A 21,117-nucleotide genomic window follows, 5' to 3' on the forward strand; every position below is an offset into this window, starting at 1 on the left:
TTTGCCTTTTGCCTTTTGCCTTTTGCCTTTTGCCTTTTGCCTTTTGCCTTTTGCCTTTTGCCTTTTGCCTTTTGCCTTTTGCCTTTTGCCTTTTGCCTTTTGCCTTTTGCCTTTTGCCTTTTGCCTTGCTAAAACTGATTTTTAATGCGTTTTAGCTTAGGATAATTCCGTCAAAGACACTAAACTATTGACAAAAGTCTGAACACTCTGATCTGATAAATCCACAATCGGTAAGGTAAATTCTACATTTCCATAACACTTACTAATCGAGCGGCGGTAAGCTGGATCATAATGAGTTTCAAGCAAATCTCCTACCAAAGCATGACCTTGACCCCTATCAATCATCTCATACCACTGGTTAATTTTTTTCCAGCCATAGCGAGACCTTAGAGACTTTAGCTTACCTTTGCAAAACTCAGGGTTAGTACCCAAGTGAGGATACTCTTGCAACAACCATTCAATTCGACGTGCCAGGGGTAACTCAACTTCCACACAGCTAGCATCCTTCATATTTTGCCATACTGAATGAGGCAAATAAATTTGTCCAATCTTATTGCTTTCTGCTTCCACCCATACTGGCTTATCGACATCAAAGTGTTGCAATTTTTCCAATAGCAGGGATTCAAACCATTTTTGGGATGGTTGAGATAATGGTTCACCTTCCCACTCTTGACCCAGCAGGGAACCTCGATGATTGGCTAACTCTTCTAAATCCAGCACTTGGACACCTCGCTGAGCAAGTTGCCGCAAAATCAGGGTTTTCCCACTACCGGTTAGTCCACACAATACTCGGTAAGTAAACTGTTGTGGCAACTGTTCTAATTGTTCCCTTACATAAGCTCGATAGGTTTTGTATCCCCCGTCGAGAACTGTAACTTGCCAGCCAATTTGAACTAACACTGCTGCCAAACTCTGGGAACGCTGTCCACCCCGCCAACAATAGACCAAGGGATGGTAATTTTTATCCTTAGCAGCAAAGTGATTTTCTAGATGTCGAGAGATATTCCCAGCAACTAGAGAGGCACCAATTTTACGAGCTTCAAAGGAAGACACTTGTTTATAGATAGTCCCCACCTTAGCCCGTTGCTGATCATCGAGCACAGGTAGATTAATCGCACCTGGCATATGATCCTCAGCAAACTCACTCGGGGAGCGCACATCAATAATTTCGCTGTAGTCTTCTTCCTTTGGCTGCTGGGTATAGTTATGCGATCGCTGCATTCGATGTTCAATTCTGTGTTTCGTGACATACTCCCGAAGTTGACAAGCCCGAATCCGGGCTTCTTACCAACACCACCCAACGGTATCAGCTTTCGCCGACGCTGGGCGAACGGTTAGACGGGTTACTTTATTATTAACGATACGGGATGCCCCGACCCGCCGGAACAATACAAAGCGATGCAGCGCGGTCTTGGGGGTTCCCCCCGGAGACCAAACCGTAAGACAGGCTCGCCTTTATGGTTGGTAGGCTATGCAGATGCATGTGTAAAACTTATTGATTAGCGTGATTTGCGCGGTCTTGGGGGTTTCCCCCATGAGCGACTGCATCAAGACAAGGCTCAACTGTCTTACGGTAAATTCAAACCATGAGCGACTGCATCAAGACAAAGTTTAGCTGTCCGGAAAAATTCATCCCACACCTAATGCGTAGCATTAGGTGTGGGATGAATTTTGCACAGGGTATGGATGGAATTGCTATAATATATTTACTGATAAACAAAGCCGTTCGCGAAGCGTGGCCAAAGACCTTAAATGCTGGTTTGTCAGCCACCTACGTTCCTAAAAAACAGAACTTATTGTATTGTTCCGGCGCGGAGGGGCATCCCGGAGAGGAAGCCTTAGAAGAGTGGAGCCTTAATCATAAAGTTTTAACCCTGTTATGCATAGCCTGCTAACCATTTTGGCTCCACTCTTCTTGCGGTAACTTCTGACCGTGTCGTTAATAAAGTAACCCGTGTATCCGTTCGCGCAGCGTCGGCGAAAGCCGATACCGTTGGGTGGAGTTGGTAAGAAGCCCACACTGTAATCTTTGATGAGCGTGTGGGAGTATGTCACAACCTTAGGTGCGCTTTCCGCATCTAAGGTTCTAAAATTCGCCTAGGTCAAGGGCACCGGGGGGAACTTTAAGAGTTTTGTTCCTCCCAAAATTGGGGTGCTAGGGGTGCAAAACCATACCCAGAATCAGCAACGCCCAATTTTGTAACTTGGCTGAAGGGGCGAAAGTCGCTCCCTAGCTTTTAGCTACCTTTTCACCCCTTGAACCAATAAACATTCTCTTGGAAAGTCCTAGGAAACACGTTGCCAAGTAACGTAAATGGTATTCTTCGCAGATGATGCAGTTAGTACAAGTATATCTTCTGAAAACTCAAAAGTCCGTTCCAACTCTATACCAGTCCAATCTGGAATTAAACTAACTTCAACATGGTGAATAACTTTATTATCTCTAATTTCATATTTTCCACTATAAGAAATATAGTTTCTCGCTGCCATAAAATATCTAAAAGTTGCTTTTATATACTTCAGTTTTGTTATTAACTGTAGTTTTGATACATTCCTACCATTCTGGATTTCTTCCATAGATAAGCCAAGATTCAAGCGATTACTCATCATAATTGAGGCTGACATATATCCCTCCTTAGTATATATAATGTGGCCTACGGGATTTTTGCCATAGGGATAACTGATTTTTTGTTCCTTATCTACAGATTTCAGTTCGACAAGTTTCCATGTTCCGACAAAAGCATCTTGTGAAACTATACTAGGTGTCATTTTTGTTCCTTAATTACTTGTTTTTTTTAGAGAATGGCTATTATGTACGTCTAATTGAATACTTAGATCATGTCCGGATAATTAGTGATCAAAAAAACTTTCTCCTCCTTATACCTTAAAACTCCCTCCTCTTCCCTCCTGACTCCTGACTCCTGACTCCTGACTCCTGACTCCTCCGTCGTTATTTATAACTATTCAACCGGACATGATATTACTCATATCATATCTATCTTAATAGATAGCATCTGATAAATTGTATCCAAAAGCAGTTTTTGGCTATCCTTCAAGAACATATGTTTACCAGGAAACATTTGTACTTCAAATGTACTAGAAGTGTACTTCGACCATTCTGAAAGTTGTTTTTCACTTGTCAAAGAATCGTTGATGCCACCAAAGCTAGAGATTGGGCAACTCAGAGGAGGTTTTTCCACGTAGGTATAGCTTTGTAATAGCTTAAGGTCTGCTTTAAATACATTCATCAACTCTTGTAAAAGTGATGGATCGTCATAAATATCTTTTGGAATTTCTGAAATATTCATAAGATAATTCAGTCTTTGTTCTTGTGAGAAAGACTCAAACTCCTTTGATAAAGAAGTATCGGATGGTGGTAGGGCAGCGCTTAAGAAAAGGTGTAGTGGTTTGAGATTGTATTCTTGTTCAAGAACATGGGCAAGTTCAAAAGCAATTAATGCTCCCATGCTATGGCCGAAAAAAGCAAATGGTCTATCTAAGTAAGGACTGATAATTTCTCCTAAAACCTGGATAAGAGGAACAAACTCCGTAAAAGGTTTTTCCTGTAGGCGTCTTTGCCTGCCTGGAAGTTGAATTGGCAATACTTCTATATCTGTTAGGAGCTGATCAGACCATCCTTGGAACATTGAGGCACTTGAACCCCATGGGTGAAAGCAGAATAGACGCAGACGAGCATTGGGTTTTGGTTGATGATATGCAATCCAACGCCTTGTTTTGTCAACCAATTCTTTAATTTCATCTTCAGAATTTATAATCTCTGGAGAATAACCATCTTGAGTCAGTTGTTTAGTAAGCTCTTCTGCTAATTCAATTATGCTGAGTCCTTGTTGGATTTTGTCAGCAGATATAGTCACTTCTAGTTGACTTTCAAGTTTACTTCTGAGTTCAATACCAGTTAAGGAATCAAAACCCAATTCTAAAATGGATTGCTGTGGATCTATAAGGTTTGAAGCATTGATTTTAAGTATTTGCCCCACCTGCTTTTGGATATATTCAACCAGAATTTGTTTGCCTTCTTGAGTAGAAACTGTTGCCAACTTTTGGATTAGTTCAACATTTTTAGTGGATTGCTGTGGAGACGCAATCTTGATTGTTTCTTCCCAATCCTTCAAGAACAACCATTGTGCCACTCTCTCTTGCCAAGCTGACCAATTAATCGGCACTACCCCGACTTCTGTCACCTCGCTACTCATCAGTAGCTCTAGAGACTCCAACATCTGAGTTGGAGTGAGGGAACCCAGAGCTTGCTTCTGTTCCCTCACCTCTGCACCATGTTCAACGGCTTCTCCCACTTGAGTCAAATCACCCCAGTGAATACTCAATCCAGGCAACCCCATACCTCGACGATAATGAGCTAAACTATCAAGAACAGCATTAGCAGCTGAATGGTTTCCCTGACTCGGTGAACCAAAAAGGGATGCCACTGAAGAAAACAACACAAAAAAGTCTAATGGTTGATTTTGAGTTAACTCATGCAAATGCCAAGCACCTTGAACTTTTGGAGTCATCACTTTCTCAAAGCTTGACCAAGTCTGGTGTTGTAGGATTCCATCGGACAAGATTCCGGCTGCATGAATCACTCCTGCCAATGGGAATCTTGAGTGATTAATCTTGTTCAACACCCCAGTTATAGATTCAACTTCTGACAGATCAGCAAGTTCTACTACTACTTCAGTTCCAGCAAGTTCTAACTCGGTTAATTTCTCAATTGCACTATCATCCAGTGAATAATTTCCCATCAATACTAAATGCTTGGCTCCCTTCGATACCATCCAACGTCCAACCTCGTCCAAAATATCAATACTTCCTGTAATTAGGTACGTAGCATCCTCACGGAAGTGTAGGGAAACTTCGGTTGCAGGATGAGAGCGTATTAACCGAGCCACATAACGATCATCCCCTCGCCATACCACCTGATCTTCTGTATCCTCTGACCAAACTTCCTGGAACAGTGCCAACCCTTGAGCCTCTAAAGTCTGGCTCAAGTCTAAATCAATTCGCACACAATTGAGTTCTGGATGTTCCAAACCAATCACCTTCCCCATTCCCCAGACCGAAGATTGGGCTAATCCTGAGACATCTGGATGAGTTCCTGGTATCGGTTGCGCTCCACAAGTTACTAGCCATAACCGAGGCAGTTTTGATAATCCCCCTGTAACCAATGCCTGAACCAAAGACAATGTACTACCACACCCCTGTATGGATAAATCTTTTAATTCCTGGGAACTGATGTATTCTGCCGCTTTAGTGTCTATTGTCCAACATTGCACTACCCCATATATTGAAGGTGAATTAGCTGCTATTTCAGCTATCAATTTTTCAAATTCTGCAAGGTTGTGATAGTTAATCGTAAATTCTGTTGGTGTTGTTTGTTGATATTGCTCTCCAGCAAATACCAAAGTACAGGTCTCTCCCATTGAGCGTAGTTTAGTTGCCAACTCTTGAGCAATTCCTTGGGTATCTGCTAATATCAACCAGTGCTTCTGTTCTGATGATGTCTTCTCTGACACTGTTTGCTCAGCTTGTGCAACAATCACTGCCTGCTGAGACAAAACTTCTGGCATGCTCTCAATTTCTGGTAAAGTAACTACTTGAGTAAAACCTGTTTCACGAAGTAATTGCTTCCACTTATCACGACTCAGTAGAGGATAGTCTGGTCGTATATCATAATCAGTGAATTTCCACCATCCCTCTAACAATCCAAATGTCAAATCCCCCCACCGAGAGCTAGTTGTTGCTTCATACAAGACCAACATTCCCCCTGGCGCTAAAAGTTGTCGTACATGGGATAATGTCTGCTTCATACTGCTGGTAGCATGGAGAACATTAGCTGCAATAATTACATCATATTGATGAGACTCAAATCCCTGGCTGGTCGGGTCTACCTCTATATCTAAGGTATGATAGCCCAAGAATTGATAATTCTGGAATGTCTCTTGTGCTTTACTGGTAAATAATGCTCCGATATCGGTGAAGATATATTCTGTTTGGTTGGGATTGAGATGGGGCAGAATATAACTTGTCGTTCCTCCTGTTCCCGCTCCAATTTCCAACAACCGTATCCCTCGGCTCGGTGGTAATTTCTCAATAGCTTGAGTGATTGCTTTTTGCAGTATCGTATTCATCACTTGTGCTACAGGTGATTCTTTATACAATTTGGTTGCGGCGGTTAAATCTCCTTGAGGAAACAGCAGTTCCAGCGGGTCTATTGCTCCTCGTAGTACCCCACTTAGTTGAGATGCACAACGATGAAGTAGTCCTACAGTTTTATCGGGATACTGAGTCAGTAGCCTCTGGCTCTTTTGTGTAGGGTTGACTTTTTCTAGGGTTTGTAGCACCTGCCACTGCTGTTGGATTGACTGGAAAATTCCTTTTTCTGCCAGTATTTGGATCATTCGGTTGAATTGTCGTCTTTGGCTAGGAATTATGCCCAAGCAAGAGGCTGTAGCATCAGTAGAAAAGATATCTCCAGGTTTGTATGACCAGCCCATTTCTATCAATGCTTGCACTATATAGTCTGCGCTCAATTCTTCTAACTGAGTCAGAATTTCCAGAGAGCTATAATTGTCTATCTGAGTTACTAATTCTTTTAGTTCTGGGAGCAATTTATGCTCTATTTCTAGTGGCGTTAGCAAATAATCTGGAGGCAGCAACTGACTAAAATTGGCTTTAGTTCTCCATTCAACTTCATACAGCAAATCTTTAATGCTGAGTGCTTTTAGTTGTTGTTGGTGCTGTTCAACTAGCAGTCCTATAAGTTTTGGGAGAAATTCAACTTCAGTTGGAGAAAGATTTCCCACTCTTTCTAGTTGTTGAGCTAAAGCTTTGGTTTCTCCTTGATTAATCAGATTAACGATCGGGGTACTGATCTTTTCTAATGGGATGCCACCATTTTTTTGAGCGTCATTTTTAGATATCTCTACCCAATACCTTTGTCGTTGGAAGGGATATGTAGGCAATGCTACTTTCTCACGAGTATAATCTTGGTCAAATCCTAACCAATCTACTTTAGCCCCCTGTACATATAACTGTCCTAAACTAGACAGCATCTGTTGCCATTCATCAATTCCTGGACGCAATGATGGCAACCACACACCTGCTCCCTCTGGCAAACATTGCCTTCCCATGCCTAATAATATTGGTTTGGGTCCGATTTCTAGGAAAGTTTCATAGCCTTGCTGGTTTAACTCTTTTATTCCTTGAGCAAACCTTACCGGTTGGCGCACATGGCTCACCCAATATTGTGTTGTGGTTATGCTGTTGTCTGCTTTGGTTCCTGTAACGTTGGATATGATTGGTATCCTTGGTTGATGGTAAGTGATTTGATTGGCCACAGCTTCAAACTCGGCCAACATCGGTTCCATTAATGGTGAATGGAAGGCGTGGGATACTTGTAGTTGTTTGGTTTTGATTTCGACTGATTCGAGGTTAGTTGCGATCGCTCTTACTGCTAATGACTCACCAGAAATTACTACGCTTTCTGGTCCGTTGATTGCTGCAATGGCTACTTTGTCGCCGAGAGTCATTGCCTTCAATGTTTCTTGGATTTTCGACTCTGAGGCCATGACTGAAACCATCTCGCCACCAGCAGGTAATTTCTGCATCAAAGAGCCCCTAGCTGCAATTAGTTTCAGACCATCTTCTAAACTGAATACTCCTGCTACTGTTGCTGCCACATATTCACCCACACTATGACCCATGACTACATCTGGTTTAATGCCCCAGGATTGCCAGAGTTGGAATAGGGCATATTCCATAGCAAAGACAGCAGGTTGGGTATAAGCTGTCTGCTCCAAGACAGACTCGTCTGTTTCTAGCGAATAGAGAACTTCCAGTAGAGGTCTGTCTAAATAGGGTTGCAAAATTTCTGCACACTCATCTAAAGCGTTCTTGAAAGTCGGTTGGCTCTCATACAGTTGTCTGCCCATACCTACATACTGAGAACCCTGACCCGTGAACAACATTGCCACTCTGGAGGAATCACCACCACTGACTACCCCACTCGCCAGCCCAGTTGTCTCTTCCCCCGTGCCGAAAGCCCTCAGCTGCTGTTGCAATTGTGCAGTTGTCCCTGGGACCAAACTCAACCGATGATTGTATGACAACCTTCCTGTGTTAGCAGTGAAGCAGACATCTGCCAGTGCTTGCTCTGGATGGCTCTCCAGGTGTTGACTATAGCTTTTGGCTAGCTGGTACAATGCTTCTTCGTTCTTGGCGGATAACCCCAATACATGCAATGGTCTTTCCCACTCTAGCTGAGGGCTTTCTCGTAGGGGTGGGGCTTGCTCCAACACCACATGGGCGTTCGTCCCCGTGAATCCAAAGGAACTCACCCCAGCCAACCGACGACCCGATACCTCCCATGGTGTCAGTTCTTGTGGTACCTGTAGCCAAGGCTCCCAGTCAATCTTGGGATTTGGCTGGTGCAAGTGCAGATGGGCTGGCAGGAGCTGATGCTGTAGTGATAACACCGCTTTAATTAGTCCTGCCACTCCCGCCGCTGCGTCTAAATGACCAATGTTCGTCTTCACCGAGGCTATCCACAACGGGGATTCTGGAGTGCGATCTTCTCCCAAGACTCCTACTGCTGCATTGACCTCTATGGGGTCTCCCAAGGATGTCCCCGTACCATGAGCCTCCAAATAACTAATCTCACAAGGCTTGACCTGTGCTTGAGCCAGGGCTTGCTTCATCAATCGTTGTTGAGACCTTCCATTGGGGACTGTTAACCCACTGGAAGGTCCATCTTGATTGACTGCACTACCCCGAATCACTGCTAAAATCTGGTCTCCGTCTTTCTGTGCATCACTCAGACGTTTCAGCAGCACCATACCACAGCCCTCTCCCCGTCCAAACCCATCCGCTGAAACATCAAAAGTCTTACACTGACCATCGACGGAAATCATTCTGGCTCTGGAGGCACCAATATAGGATAATGGGGTCAAATTTAATTTCACTCCTCCTGCCAGAGCCATCTGACACTCTCGGAGTCGCAAACTATTGCTGGCCTGATGAATCGCCACTAGGGATGAGGAGCAAGCAGTGTCAATAGTTACTGTTGGTCCAGTGAAGCCAAAGGTGTAAGCCAAACGACCTGCGGCACTGGATAAAGCACTACCAGTTCCTGCATGGGTAAGTAATGGACTCTCTGGCTCCTGGTGCAAGTGCTGCTGGAGCAATTGTTCGTAGTCATGACCATCATTACCGACAAACACTCCCACTGCTGCTTCATCGAGTCGCTCTAACACTTGCCCTGCTTGCTCTAGTGCTTCCCAGCTCACTTCTAACAGTAGGCGGTGTTGGGGGTCGATTGCTACTGCTTCACGGGGGGAAATCCCGAAAAATCCGGGGTCGAATTGGTCAACATTCTCTATGAAATGCCCATAACGGGTGAGCATCTTACCCGGAGCATCTGGATCAGGGTTGTAGTAAGCTTCAATGTCCCATCGCTCTGGTGGGATTTCTGAGCGCACACTGATCCCCCTTTGCAACAACTGCCAAAACTTTTCTGGATCAGAGGCACCTCCGGGAAACCGACAACTCATGCCAATGATTGCTATTGGTTCGTGCAAAGTATTATTCAGCTTATTCTCTAGTTTCTTGAGAGCTAATGTGGCTCGCTGCAAAGGAGACAGTTGCTTAATCTGATCTTTTTGAGTGAATTTATTCAACATAACTTTTTCAATTGATTATTGATTCCAATATTTTATCAATTGAGCTTTCAAGCTCTTGATTAGATGATTCCTTGATCTCGGTTAGAAGGTTAGCTTCCACTATCTCCCCTTCTTGTTCATCTTGATCAGTCTCAGTCTTAAAAAGGTCAATTTTGGCAAGGTACTGGTTGATTATATATTTCTCCAACTTTTCAATGTTAGGAAAATCAAAGATCAAAGTTGAAGATAAATTTACTCCCAAAAGCTTGCTCAATCGGTTCTGTAACTCTACTGCCATCAGCGAGTCCATCCCCATCTCGAAAAATCCTACCTCTGGGTCTGGTTTGTTTGTTATGGGTAAACCTAAAACCTGGGCAACTTCCTCTTGTAGTGCTTGTTGCAGCACTTTCCTCCTCTGAGTTTCGGTTACAGCCTCCAACTGTTGTCGTAAACTGGGGGCGATATCGGTCTTTGTCTCAACCTCTTCAGTCACAGTAGCTATGAGCTCTAGGAATGGACGAGGACGCTTGAGGGCATACATAGTTTTGAAGCGAGACCAGTCATTGCGACTAACTGTCACCTGAACTTCGTCAGCTGAAAGCAGCTGCTCCAAGGCAGAAATTGCCAACTCCGGTGAGAGGGCTTCTATTCCAATTTGAGCTAGCCATTCTTGAGCCTCATCTGTTGCCATGCCACCCCCTGCCCAGGGTCCCCAATTTATCGCTAATCCCGGTAAGCCCAGGGAGTTACGATAGTGCATCAGCCCATCCAGGAACTGATTCGCTGCTGCATAATGAGCCTGACCTTTTGAGCCCCACACTGAAGCAATGGAAGAGAAGCACACGAAGAAATCCAGATTTTCCTTCTCACAGAGCTGATGTAGATTCCATCCCCCCTTGACTTTGGGACGTAGCATTTCCTCCCACGCTTCCGGCGTCAACTCTTCGATAAAATCCAATCCTCCTGCTACTCCTGCGGCATGAACAATCCCTTTGAGAGGATTCCCCTCTGCTTGCATCTGCTGCCAGACTCGTTCCATGTCTGTCTGTTCCGCCACATCCGCTGCTATGACACTGACTTTAGCCCCTGCCTTTTGTAGTGCTTCCACAGCTGGCTTCACCTTCTCTGTCAGACCCTTCCTACTGAACAGGAGCAGATGGCGGGCTCCCTGTTGGACTAACCAATTTGCCACTTTCAGCCCCAAGCTTCCCAATCCACCTGTGATCAGATAGCTTCCCGTTGGCTCTACTTTGAACTTCTTCGATGTTGAAGGCGAACTGGAAACTAACCGGGGCACATAACGTTCTCCCTTACGGTATACCACTTGGTCTTCAGCATCAGGGTTCAGGAGTTCTCTTAGAAGACATGTTATTCCAGCTTCTGCGGTTTCATCCGGCTCTAGGTCGATTAATCCTCCCCACAACTCAGGGTGTTCCAATGATGCAACCTTGCCCATTCCCCACACAGGTGTCTGAGCAACAGATATAGGGTGCTCTCCCAAGGCTACTGCTCCTGCTGTAACTACCCAAACTTTTGCTGGAGTTGGATTGTCTTGTTGCACTAAGGCTTGTATTAGTCCCAGCAAGCTTTGGCAGGTAGTTTCTGCCTGAGAAGGGACTTCCTTACGGGTTAAATATATAATTCCTAACAAAGGTTGCTCAGTTTCTTCTTGAACTTGCTGCAATATTTGTAAGTAGTCTAGAGGGGACTTTTCAAGAAGATAGCAGCTATGCCCTTGGTGTTGGAGTTGCTCTGCCAACTTCTGTGCTACAGTTTCCTCACCCTCAATAATCAGCCATTGACCAACCTGGGAAGGGCTTTCTGGAGCTAGGGCTGAAGGCTTGAGTTGCCACTCTATCTGGTATAAACAATCCTTGAGAGCTGCTTGTGTCAGTGCTTTTTGATGATGGTCAATCAGTTGCTGCACAACTTCAACTGCTGTCAAGGAGCCATGTCCTGACAACATCGCTGTCAATTGCTTGTAGTCTCCTTGATCAAGGAGCTCGGTGACAGGAGAAGAGCCTTTAGCCGATAACTGTTTTGTGGTTTTGTCCCTGCCTTGACAATTTTCTACCCAATACCTTTGTCGTTGGAAGGGATAGGTAGGTAAGGCTACTTTCTCACGAGCATAATCTTGGTCAAATCCTAACCAATCTACTTTAGCCCCCTGTACATGTAACTGTCCTAAACTAGACAGCATCTGTTGCCATTCTTCTACTCCCGGACGCAATGATGCTAACCACAAACCTGCCCCCTCTGATAAACATTGCCTTCCCATCCCTAATAATATTGGTTTAGGTCCGATTTCTAGGAAAGTTTCATAGCCTTGCTGGTTTAACTCTTTTATTCCTTGGGCAAACCTTACCGGTTGGCGCACATGACTCACCCAATATTGTGCTGTGGCGATGCTGTTGTCTGCCTTGGTTCCTGTAACGTTGGATATGATTGGTACCTTTGGTTGATGGTAGGTAAGTTGATTCGCAACAGCTTCAAACTCGGCCAACATCGGTTCCATTAATGGTGAATGGAAGGCATGGGATACTTGTAGTTGTTTGGTCTTGATGCCAACAGATTCAAGGTTAGTTGCGATCGCTCTTACTGCTAATGACTCACCAGAAATTACTACGCTTTCTGGTCCGTTGATTGCTGCAATGGCTACTTTGTTGCCGAGAGTCATTGCCGTCAATGTCTCTCGGACTTTCGACTCTGAGGTCATAACTGAAACCATCTCACCACCAGAGGGCAACTGTTGCATCAACCTTCCCCTGGCGGCAATTAGTTTCAAGCCATCTTCTAAATTGAACACTCCTGCTACAGTTGCTGCCACATATTCACCCACACTATGACCCATAACTACATTTGGTTTAATCCCCCAGGATTGCCAGAGCTTAAAGAGGGCATATTCTAGAGCAAACAGCACCGGTTGGGTATAGGCTGTTTGCTCTAGTAGGGATGAACCGGACTCATCTTTGTCTGTAGGATAGAGGATTTCTCGTAAGGACTTTTCCTGGAAAGTTTCGACAGCACTGAGAATTTCATCACATTGGTGAATCGCTTCACGGAAAGTTGGTGCTTGTTGATACAACTGCCTTCCCATGTTGACATATTGGGAACCTTGTCCTGTGAATAGGAAGGCGATTTTGGGTACTGTGGTGTTATTTGTCAGTTTTCCTGAGTAGATTCCGCCTACTTCTTCTCCTTCTTGGTGCTGTCGGAGTTTTTCAACTAATTCTTGTTGGTTAGAGGCAACAACTGCTAGTCTGTGGTGGAACTGTGCACGTCCTGTATTGGCTGTATGGCAGATATCAGCTACCTTTAATTCGGGATGAGTTTTTAGATAGTTGTGATAACTACTAACTAACTCACCAAGAGCTGTTTGAGTTTTGGCTGACAGAGTTAATATATGAATTGGACGTTCGGCAATATCCTCACTTCCGACTTCTGACTTCTGACTTCTGACTTGAATTGGAGCTTCTTCTAAGATTGCATGAGCATTAGTCCCACTAAAACCAAAGGAACTCACCCCCGCAATGCGACTCTTCCCATTGGTTGGCCAAGGGGTAAGTTGAGTTGAGACTTGTAGAGGTAATTGAGACCAATTAATATAGGGATTAGGTTGGTTAAAATGCAGTGATGGTGCTATTTTTTGCTGTTGCAGTTGCAGGACTACTTTCATTAAACCGGCAATTCCTGCTGCTACCTCTAAGTGACCAATGTTGGTCTTAGCAGAACCAATGATTACAGGGTGCTCAACAGAGTGGTTTGAACCAAATACTGTTCCTATGGCTCCAACTTCAATGGGGTCTCCCAAAGAAGTTCCTGTACCATGAGCTTCTATATAACTAACATCTGCTGGGTCTACTGCTCCATTGGCCAAAGCTTGACGGATAACAGCTACTTGAGAAGGACCATTAGGTACTGTCAAGCCACCACTCTGCCCGTCTTGATTGACCGCCGTGCCCCGAATTACTGCCAAAATATTATCCCCATTAGCTACAGCATCTGAAAGACGCTTCAAAACAATGATTCCGCATCCTTCTCCACGCACATAACCATTTGCCGAGGCATCAAAGGTCTTGCACCGACCATCGGTAGATAGCATTTTTGCTTGAGAGTAAACAATACTCGACTCAGGAGACAGTAGTAGATTCACACCACCAGTTAAAGCCATATTGCATTCTCGCTGTCTGAGGCTCTGACAAGCCAGATGCACCGATACCAAAGAGGAAGAGCAAGCCGTTTCTACAGCCAGATTCGGTCCTGTCAGTCCCAAGATGTATGATAAACGACCTGTAGCAGCACTCGAAGCATTACCTGTACCCCAATAAGCTTCTGGTATCTCAGAGGTTACCAGCCTATGTGAGTAATCGCTACCAGCAATACCAATAAATACTCCAGTGAGACTATTAAACAATTTGTCTGGGACAATGTTAGCCCTTTCGATGGCTTCCCAACTGACTTCAAGCAACAAGCGTTGTTGGGGGTCTAAGCTGTGAGCTTCTCGGGGAGAAATCCCGAAAAATGCAGTATCGAAGCCATCTATTTGTGAAAGAAAACCACCGTCGCGGGTGCAAATTTTGCCTGGAGCATCTGGGTCTGGGTCATAGTAGTCATCAATGTTCCATCGCGCTAATGGTACTTCGGAGATTGCATCTACTCCATCATTGAGTAGTTGCCAGAAGGCTTCAGGAGAGTCTACTCCACCAGGGAAGCGACAACTCATGCCAATTATCGCTATGGGTTCTATTTTTTTATTTTCAAAAGTTTCTACTTGAGACTGCAAAGTTTCTATCTGGCGAAAAGCATTTTCCATTAATGCTTTGTAGTTTACAGTACGGCTGCTTTTACTTTCTTTCATTAGCTTTTATTTCCTCCCAGAGATTCTATTTTTTTAGCTAGTAAGTTGGCCATTTCTTCTTCAGACATTTCTTTAAAACGAGATGCGTTATCTATTTCCTCTTGTTCTACATTTTCTGTTTCATCTAGGTCAGAATAGAACTCTAGCGAGATGACATCACTGGCTAAATACTCTACAAGTGCTTCTACCGTCGGATAGTCAAACAATAGTGTTGAACTTAAGCTTGTTTCTAAGCTTGATTCCAAGCGATTTTTCAATTCCACTGCCATCAGAGAATCTAATCCTAAGTCAAACAAAGGTTGTCGCATTCCTATCTTTTGTGTATCTGTCCAGCCTAAGGTTTTGGCTATCAAAGAGCGAATCTGATTGGTTAATAACTCCTGACGTTCTGAAACTGGTACTGATTCGAGTTGTTCTCTGAATGCCGACTTTTTGGTTAATGATGGCTCAGTCGAAATCAAAGCCTCTAGGAATGGTATCTTTTTCCCATGCCCACCAGGGAGCTGCTTGACGAATTTTGACCAATTAATGGGCAACACTACAACTTGACTGGAAGAGTCGGATAACAATGAATCCAATGCCTGCATTCCCCTTTCTGGTTCTATGGCAATCATCCCACTACTCTCCAGTCGATTTTGATTGAGACTATCTAAACGAGCTGCCATGCCTGCTGATCCCCAAGCTCCCCAGTTGATACTCAACCCTGGCAATCCCAGACCCCGACGATAGTGAGCTAATGCATCCATAAACCCATTGGCTGCTGCATAATTTCCTTGACCTGGACTCCCAAAAAGAGAAGCTATGGAGGAAAAACAGACAAAGAAATCTAAGGGTAAATCTTTGGTGAATTGATGCAAATACCAAGTTCCTTGCACCTTTGGTGCCATCACTTTGGTAAACTGCTGCCAACTCATCTGTTGCAGTACCCCATCATCCAACACTCCTGCTGCATGAATCACTCCTTTAAGTGGGGGTAATGATGTCGATATTGCCTCTAAAGTTTTGGCAACATCTTCTTGACAGGAAATATCTCCTAATAAGACACTTACAGAGGCTCCGGCTGTTTCTAAGTTCCCGATCACTTTTTGTGCGTTTTCACTAGGAGCACGACGCCCACTCAAGACTAGATGCTGGGCTCCCTGTTTTACCATCCATTGGGCTAATTCCAATCCTAGTGCTCCTAATCCTCCTGTGATCAAATAACTTGCTTCTGGTTGGATGGACTTGGGCTCAATAGAAACTTGTGGCATCTCCACTACTACCTTGCCTATGTTCTTGGCTTGCTGCATATACCGGAAGGCTTCTGTAATTTGTGTACTAGGGAATAGTTTGTGGGGTAAGGCAACAAGTTCTCCTTGGTTCCATAGCTGGGTTAATGCCTCTTGTAGTTGAGCTATGACACCTGGTTGTTGTTGCGCTACTTCTCCTAAATCAAAGGGGAAATAGCTGACATCCTGTCGTTTTTCTTGGATTTGCTGTTGCTCCCAAATCCCAATTTTGCCGATTTCCACAAATCTTCCTTGAGGGGCTAATACTTCCAAACTCTTGGGAATGTACTCTCCGTTGAGGCTGTTGAGCACTACATCCACTCCCCCTCCTGCAGTAAGCTCCATGATTTGGTCAGCAAAATCTAGGCTGCGGGAGTTCATAATATGTTTGATGCCCAGGGACTTGAGAAATTCCCATTTACTCGGACTGGCGGTGGCGAAGATTTCGGCTCCTGCCAGTTGAGCTATTTGTACTGTGGCTTGCCCTACTCCTCCTGCTGCTGCATGAATTAATACTCGCTCTCCTGGTTGAATTTTGGCTAACTGTTGCAACCCATAGTAGGCGGTGAAGAATGTCAGGGGTAGGGTTGCTGCTTCGCTGAAACTCATTTGTTTGGGCTTGGCAATGACATGCTCAACGGGGATAGTGATGAAACTGCTGAAGCCATCGTGGAGCATGTTTGCCATTACTTCGTCTCCTACTTGCCACTGTGAGACTTGTGTTCCAATAGCAGAGATTGTGCCCGCACATTCCAACCCGAAGGTGAGTTGTTTGGCACTGGTAATGCCCAGGTGTTCAGCATAGTAGTCTTGGAGTAATCCTAAGGCATTGAGAACGTCTCGGAAGTTTAATCCCACTGCCGCCACCTCAATTTCTACTTCGTTGGCTTCAGGAAGACGACGCTGCATTGGCTCCCAACTGAGGTTGTCTATCACTCCGTATTCTGACAGTTTTAATTGCACTGGTTGCCCTGCTGAACTCATTGGTTGTTCCTTTGGTTTTTGTTCCAGTCTGGCTACATAACGACTTCCCTGACGCAGGGCTATTTGGTCTTCAATGTCTTCTGATAAGAGTTCAGCTACTAGGGAATCTAGGTTTTGATTAATATTTGCTTCTGGGTCACAGTCTATGCGTTTACACCTTAACTCTGGGTGTTCTTGGGCAATTACTCCTCCGAGTCCCCATAAACTTCCATACTCAGGGTTAATTACTTCCAAGTCTGTGTTTACCCTCTGAGTTCCTTGAGTTACCAACCATAGCTTTGGTATTTCTTCACCCTTCCTCTTGAGGATTGCTTGCACCAAATGCAGCGCTGCCGCACAACTATTTTCTTGAGTTTTCTCTAATTCTAAGTTGTCTTTGTTTTCTGATTTCTGCACTCCCCACAGATGTACAATTCCTGTAATTCCTCGATTTTCTTCTAGCAATTGTTCAAATTCTTCCTCCCTGGTGGGATTGATTTGATAGTGTTGTGGACTTAGTTGCTTATAGCTGTGTCCTGGTGATACTCTAATGCACTCATCACCTTTGTGTTGTAGTGCTTCTAATACTTGAATTTCTTCTGCCAACACTAACCATTTGCTGTTTGCTGCTGATGGGTTCTTTGATGGTAGAGCTTGGGCTTGCCAGTTGATTTGATAATACCAATGGCTGATATCTGGTTGCACACTTTTCAGTAGGGCATCGGCTGTTGTGGCCATTATCCTTAATCCCTCCAGCTCGGCTACCACAGTTCCCTGGTTATCTACCAGGAAAATGTCTGCTGTTAAGCTGTCTTCTGGTCTTTCTGCTATCGCCCATACTTGGCTTATTCTCTGACGATACAGTTTCAATTTCTCTATCCCTACTGGCAGATAGGTTTTATCTGTTTCTATTTTTCCCAGAGTATAACCTGTGATTTGTAGCGCTACATCTAATAGGGCTGGATGTAGCTGATAGTCTGTTACTTGTTCTATTAATTCCTCCGGTAAGGCTATTTTTGCTAGGACTTTGCCTTGACCTTTCCACAACTGTTTTAGTCCTTGGAAACTACTTCCGTAGTCTATACCTATTGACTTAGATTGTTGATAATGTTCTTTGATTTCTATTGCTTGAGAACACTCTCTTTTGTATTTTTCTAGGTCTATGGTTGCTTGGCTTTTGGCAATTGGCTCTGGATAGATTTTTCCTTCTGTGTGCAATCTCCATTGTGGCGTCTGTTGACTTTCAGCTTCTGCTGTGCTAAATATCTCAAACTTATAACTGTTGTTTTCTAAGGGGCTGACTACTGTTTGTACTTTCTTGAGTTCGGTTTCTGGTAGGATCAACCCTCGCGCTATCACCACATTAGAAACTACTACTTGCTCTTGGGAACTGAAGAGATTGTTTCCCAATGCCATTGCCATTTCTAGGTAGCCTGTACCTGGAAATAGCACCTTATCAAATACTTGGTGGTGATTTAGGTAGTCTGGAGATTGAGCCCTTAGGTATGATTGAAAACGATGTTGATGCTCTATTCCCGCTAGTTCTAGTTTTTCTCCTAGTAAAGGATGCAAATATTTGGTTGTTGATAAATATGGTTTTTGTTGGTAGCCATTGTTACTATCTATCCAATATTTTTCTCTTTGGAATGGATAGGTCGGCAATACTACTTTCTCTCGGTTATAGTTTTGGTCAAATCCTAACCAATCTATTTTGGCTCCCTGTACATATAACTGTCCTAAACTTGAAAGCATCTGTTGCCATTCATCCACTCCTGGACGCAATGATGGCAACCACACACCCACCTCTTCTGGTACACATTGCCTTCCCATTCCCAACAAAATTGGTTTGGGTCCGATTTCTAGGAATAATTCATACCCTTGGTGATGCAAAGTTTCCATGCTTTGAGCAAACTTCACCGGTTGCAATATATGATTTACCCAATATTGTCCTGTGGCCATACTATCGTCTGCTCTTGAACCAGTAATATTAGATATCAGTGATATCTGAGGTTTATTATAGGTTATTTCTTTAGCTACTGCTTCAAACTCTGCCAACATTGGTTCCATTAACGGTGAATGGAAGGCATGAGATACTTGTAGCTCTTTAGTCTTGATTCCTGATAATTCTAGATTGTTAACAATGGTATCTATAGCTTCTACTTCACCAGAAATCACTACACTTTCCGGTCCATTGATGGCAGCAGTCGCTATTTGCTCTTGGTATGAAGTAATTAGGTGACGAACTTTCAACTCTGATGCCATCACCGAAACCATCTTTCCACTTGCAGGCAACTTTTGCATTAATTGTCCCCGCATGGCAATTAGTTTTAAACCATCTTCTAAACTGAATACTCCTGCTACTGTTGCTGCTACGTATTCTCCTACACTGTGACCCATGACTATATCTGGTTTGATTCCCCAGGATTGCCATAATTGAGCTAAAGCGTATTCAATAGCAAATAAGGCTGGTTGGGTGTAACCAGTTTGAGCTAGTAGAGATGATGCTTCGATATCTTCTGGGTTTTGAGGATAGATTACTTCTAAAAGGGACTTTTCTAGATAGGATTCTAGTATTTGGCTGCACTCGTCGATCGCTTGACGGAAAACTGGTTGTGTTTCATACAATTGCCTGCCCATGTTTACGTACTGAGAACCTTGACCTGTAAAGAGGAAAGCAACTTGTGCTATACTAGTGCCAGGTATTTCTCCGGAAAAAATTTCTGTTACTGGTTCTGTTGCTTGGTGAGCTTTTAATTTTTCTAGTAGTTCTTGTTGGTTGGAAGCAATAACAGCTAGACGATGATTGAAATGTTTACGTCCTGTGTTTGCAGTATAACAAATGTCTGCAATTTCTAATTCCTGATGAGTTTCTATATAATTTTGATAACGGGTTACCAGTTGTGCCAGTGCTTCTGGAGTTTTTGCTGAGAGGGTTAATAAATTAACTGGACGCTCTGGGGAATTTTCTTTTTTAATTGCTTCTGGAGCTTCTTCCAGGATTACATGAGCGTTTGTTCCTCCAATACCAAAGGAACTAACCCCTGCTCTACGAGGAGTTCCATTGCTTTTCCATTCGGAAAGAGTGGTATTAACATATAAAGGACTATTAGCAAAATCTATATTAGGGTTGGGTTGTTCAAAATGTAGCGTTGGGGGTAGTAATTTATGTTTAAGAGCTAAAACAGTTTTGATCAGTCCTGCTACTCCTGCTGCTGCATCTAAATGACCCATATTACTTTTCAGGGAGCCAATGGCACAGAAACCTTTCTTTTGCGTACTATACCTAAAAGCCTGGGTCAGAGCTGCGATTTCCACCGGATCTCCCAGCTCTGTCCCTGTGCCATGAGCCTCTATGTATGAGATTGTCTCTGGATCTACTCCAGCAACAGCATGAGCTTCTGAAATAACTGCTGCTTGACCTTCTATGCTAGGTGCGGTGTAGCCCACTTTCAAGGAGCCATCGTTATTAATCGACGATCCCTTGATGATTGCCTGGATAGAATCACCATCTGCGATCGCGTTATTGAGTCGCTTGAGAAGTACAATCCCAACACCATCACCTGGTATTGTACCCTTGGCTTTAGCATCAAAAGTTCGACAGTGTCCATCAGGAGAGAAAATCATTCCCTCTCGATATAAGTGTCCAGCTTTCTGGGGAATATGGATAGAGACACCACCAGCAAGAGCCAGATCACATTCTCCATTGAGTAAACTTTGACAAGCCATGTGGACAGCGACCAATGAGGTTGAACAAGCAGTTTGAACGTTGAGTGCAGGTCCTCTTAAATTTAGCTTGTAAGCGACACGAGTTGCCAGGTAATCTTTATCACTGCTGATCATTAGCTGATAAGAGTTCAATGTATTATCAGGATCGTGGTTGGGATAAAGATTCCTCAATAAGTATTTGTTCATGCCAACACCAGCATAAACCCCTATTAAACCCCCATAGGTATCTGGATTATAACCACCCCTTTCTATGGCTTCCCAAGCACATTCAAGAAACAAACGATGTTGCGGATCGATTTCTTCAGCTTCCTTGGGACTATAGCCAAAGAAATTAGCATCGAACAGATCGATGTCTGACATCACAGCACGGGCTTTGACATAGTTAGGATTATCCAGTAATTCAACTTTAACGCCAGACTCTAACAATTCTTGCTTTGAGAAAAAGGAGATAGATTCCACACCATCCTTAAGATTCTGCCAAAATTGATTGGTGTCTTCAGCTTGTGGAAAACGACCAGACATGGCAATAATTGCTATACCTAGATCGTCATCTAGATCGTCTATTAAATTTTCTTCATTTTGTCGATTCATTTTTTTTATCTTAATAAATTAATTGCGCAGAAATTTT

At 43.8% G+C, this 21,117-nt stretch carries 5 protein-coding genes; all 5 read right to left on the reverse strand.

The genetic code is table 11. From position 1 onward, the window contains the following. Window positions 1-156: 156 nt before the first annotated feature. The gene (gene mnmH / locus F6J99_RS12065; protein WP_293113121.1) at window positions 157-1,221 is read right to left on the reverse strand and encodes a tRNA 2-selenouridine(34) synthase MnmH; all 1,065 of its coding nucleotides are present in this window, start codon (window positions 1,219-1,221) and stop codon (window positions 157-159) included. A gap of 1,065 nt (window positions 1,222-2,286) precedes the next feature. After that, window positions 2,287-2,769 carry a lipocalin-like domain-containing protein gene (locus F6J99_RS12070; RefSeq protein WP_293113122.1) on the reverse strand — a complete coding sequence of 161 codons (483 nt, stop codon included), beginning with the start codon at window positions 2,767-2,769 and terminating at the stop codon, window positions 2,287-2,289. A gap of 215 nt (window positions 2,770-2,984) precedes the next feature. Further along, window positions 2,985-9,695 carry a type I polyketide synthase gene (locus F6J99_RS12075; protein ID WP_293113123.1) on the reverse strand — a complete coding sequence of 2,237 codons (6,711 nt, stop codon included), beginning with the start codon at window positions 9,693-9,695 and terminating at the stop codon, window positions 2,985-2,987. A 7-nt stretch (window positions 9,696-9,702) separates the two neighbouring features. Further along, window positions 9,703-14,532 carry a type I polyketide synthase gene (locus F6J99_RS12080; RefSeq protein WP_293113124.1) on the reverse strand — a complete coding sequence of 1,610 codons (4,830 nt, stop codon included), beginning with the start codon at window positions 14,530-14,532 and terminating at the stop codon, window positions 9,703-9,705. After that, window positions 14,532-21,080, reverse strand: a complete 6,549-nt coding sequence (locus F6J99_RS12085; RefSeq protein WP_293113125.1) for a type I polyketide synthase — start codon at window positions 21,078-21,080, stop codon at window positions 14,532-14,534. The genes F6J99_RS12080 and F6J99_RS12085 overlap by 1 nt, the downstream gene beginning before the upstream one ends. Between the last annotated feature and the right edge of the window lie 37 nt (window positions 21,081-21,117).

Source organism: Moorena sp. SIO4G3 (assembly GCF_010692305.1).
GTDB lineage: Bacteria > Cyanobacteriota > Cyanobacteriia > Cyanobacteriales > Coleofasciculaceae > Moorena > Moorena producens_A.

Bases quoted from the DNA above. Each gene is read 5' to 3' on its own strand.
- mnmH (WP_293113121.1), bottom strand. From the start codon at position 1,221: ATGCAGCGATCGCATAACTATACCCAGCAGCCAAAGGAAGAAGACTAC.
- F6J99_RS12075 (WP_293113123.1), bottom strand. From the start codon at position 9,695: ATGTTGAATAAATTCACTCAAAAAGATCAGATTAAGCAACTGTCTCCT.
- F6J99_RS12080 (WP_293113124.1), bottom strand. From the start codon at position 14,532: ATGAAAGAAAGTAAAAGCAGCCGTACTGTAAACTACAAAGCATTAATG.
- F6J99_RS12085 (WP_293113125.1), bottom strand. From the start codon at position 21,080: ATGAATCGACAAAATGAAGAAAATTTAATAGACGATCTAGATGACGAT.
- F6J99_RS12070 (WP_293113122.1), bottom strand. From the start codon at position 2,769: ATGACACCTAGTATAGTTTCACAAGATGCTTTTGTCGGAACATGGAAA.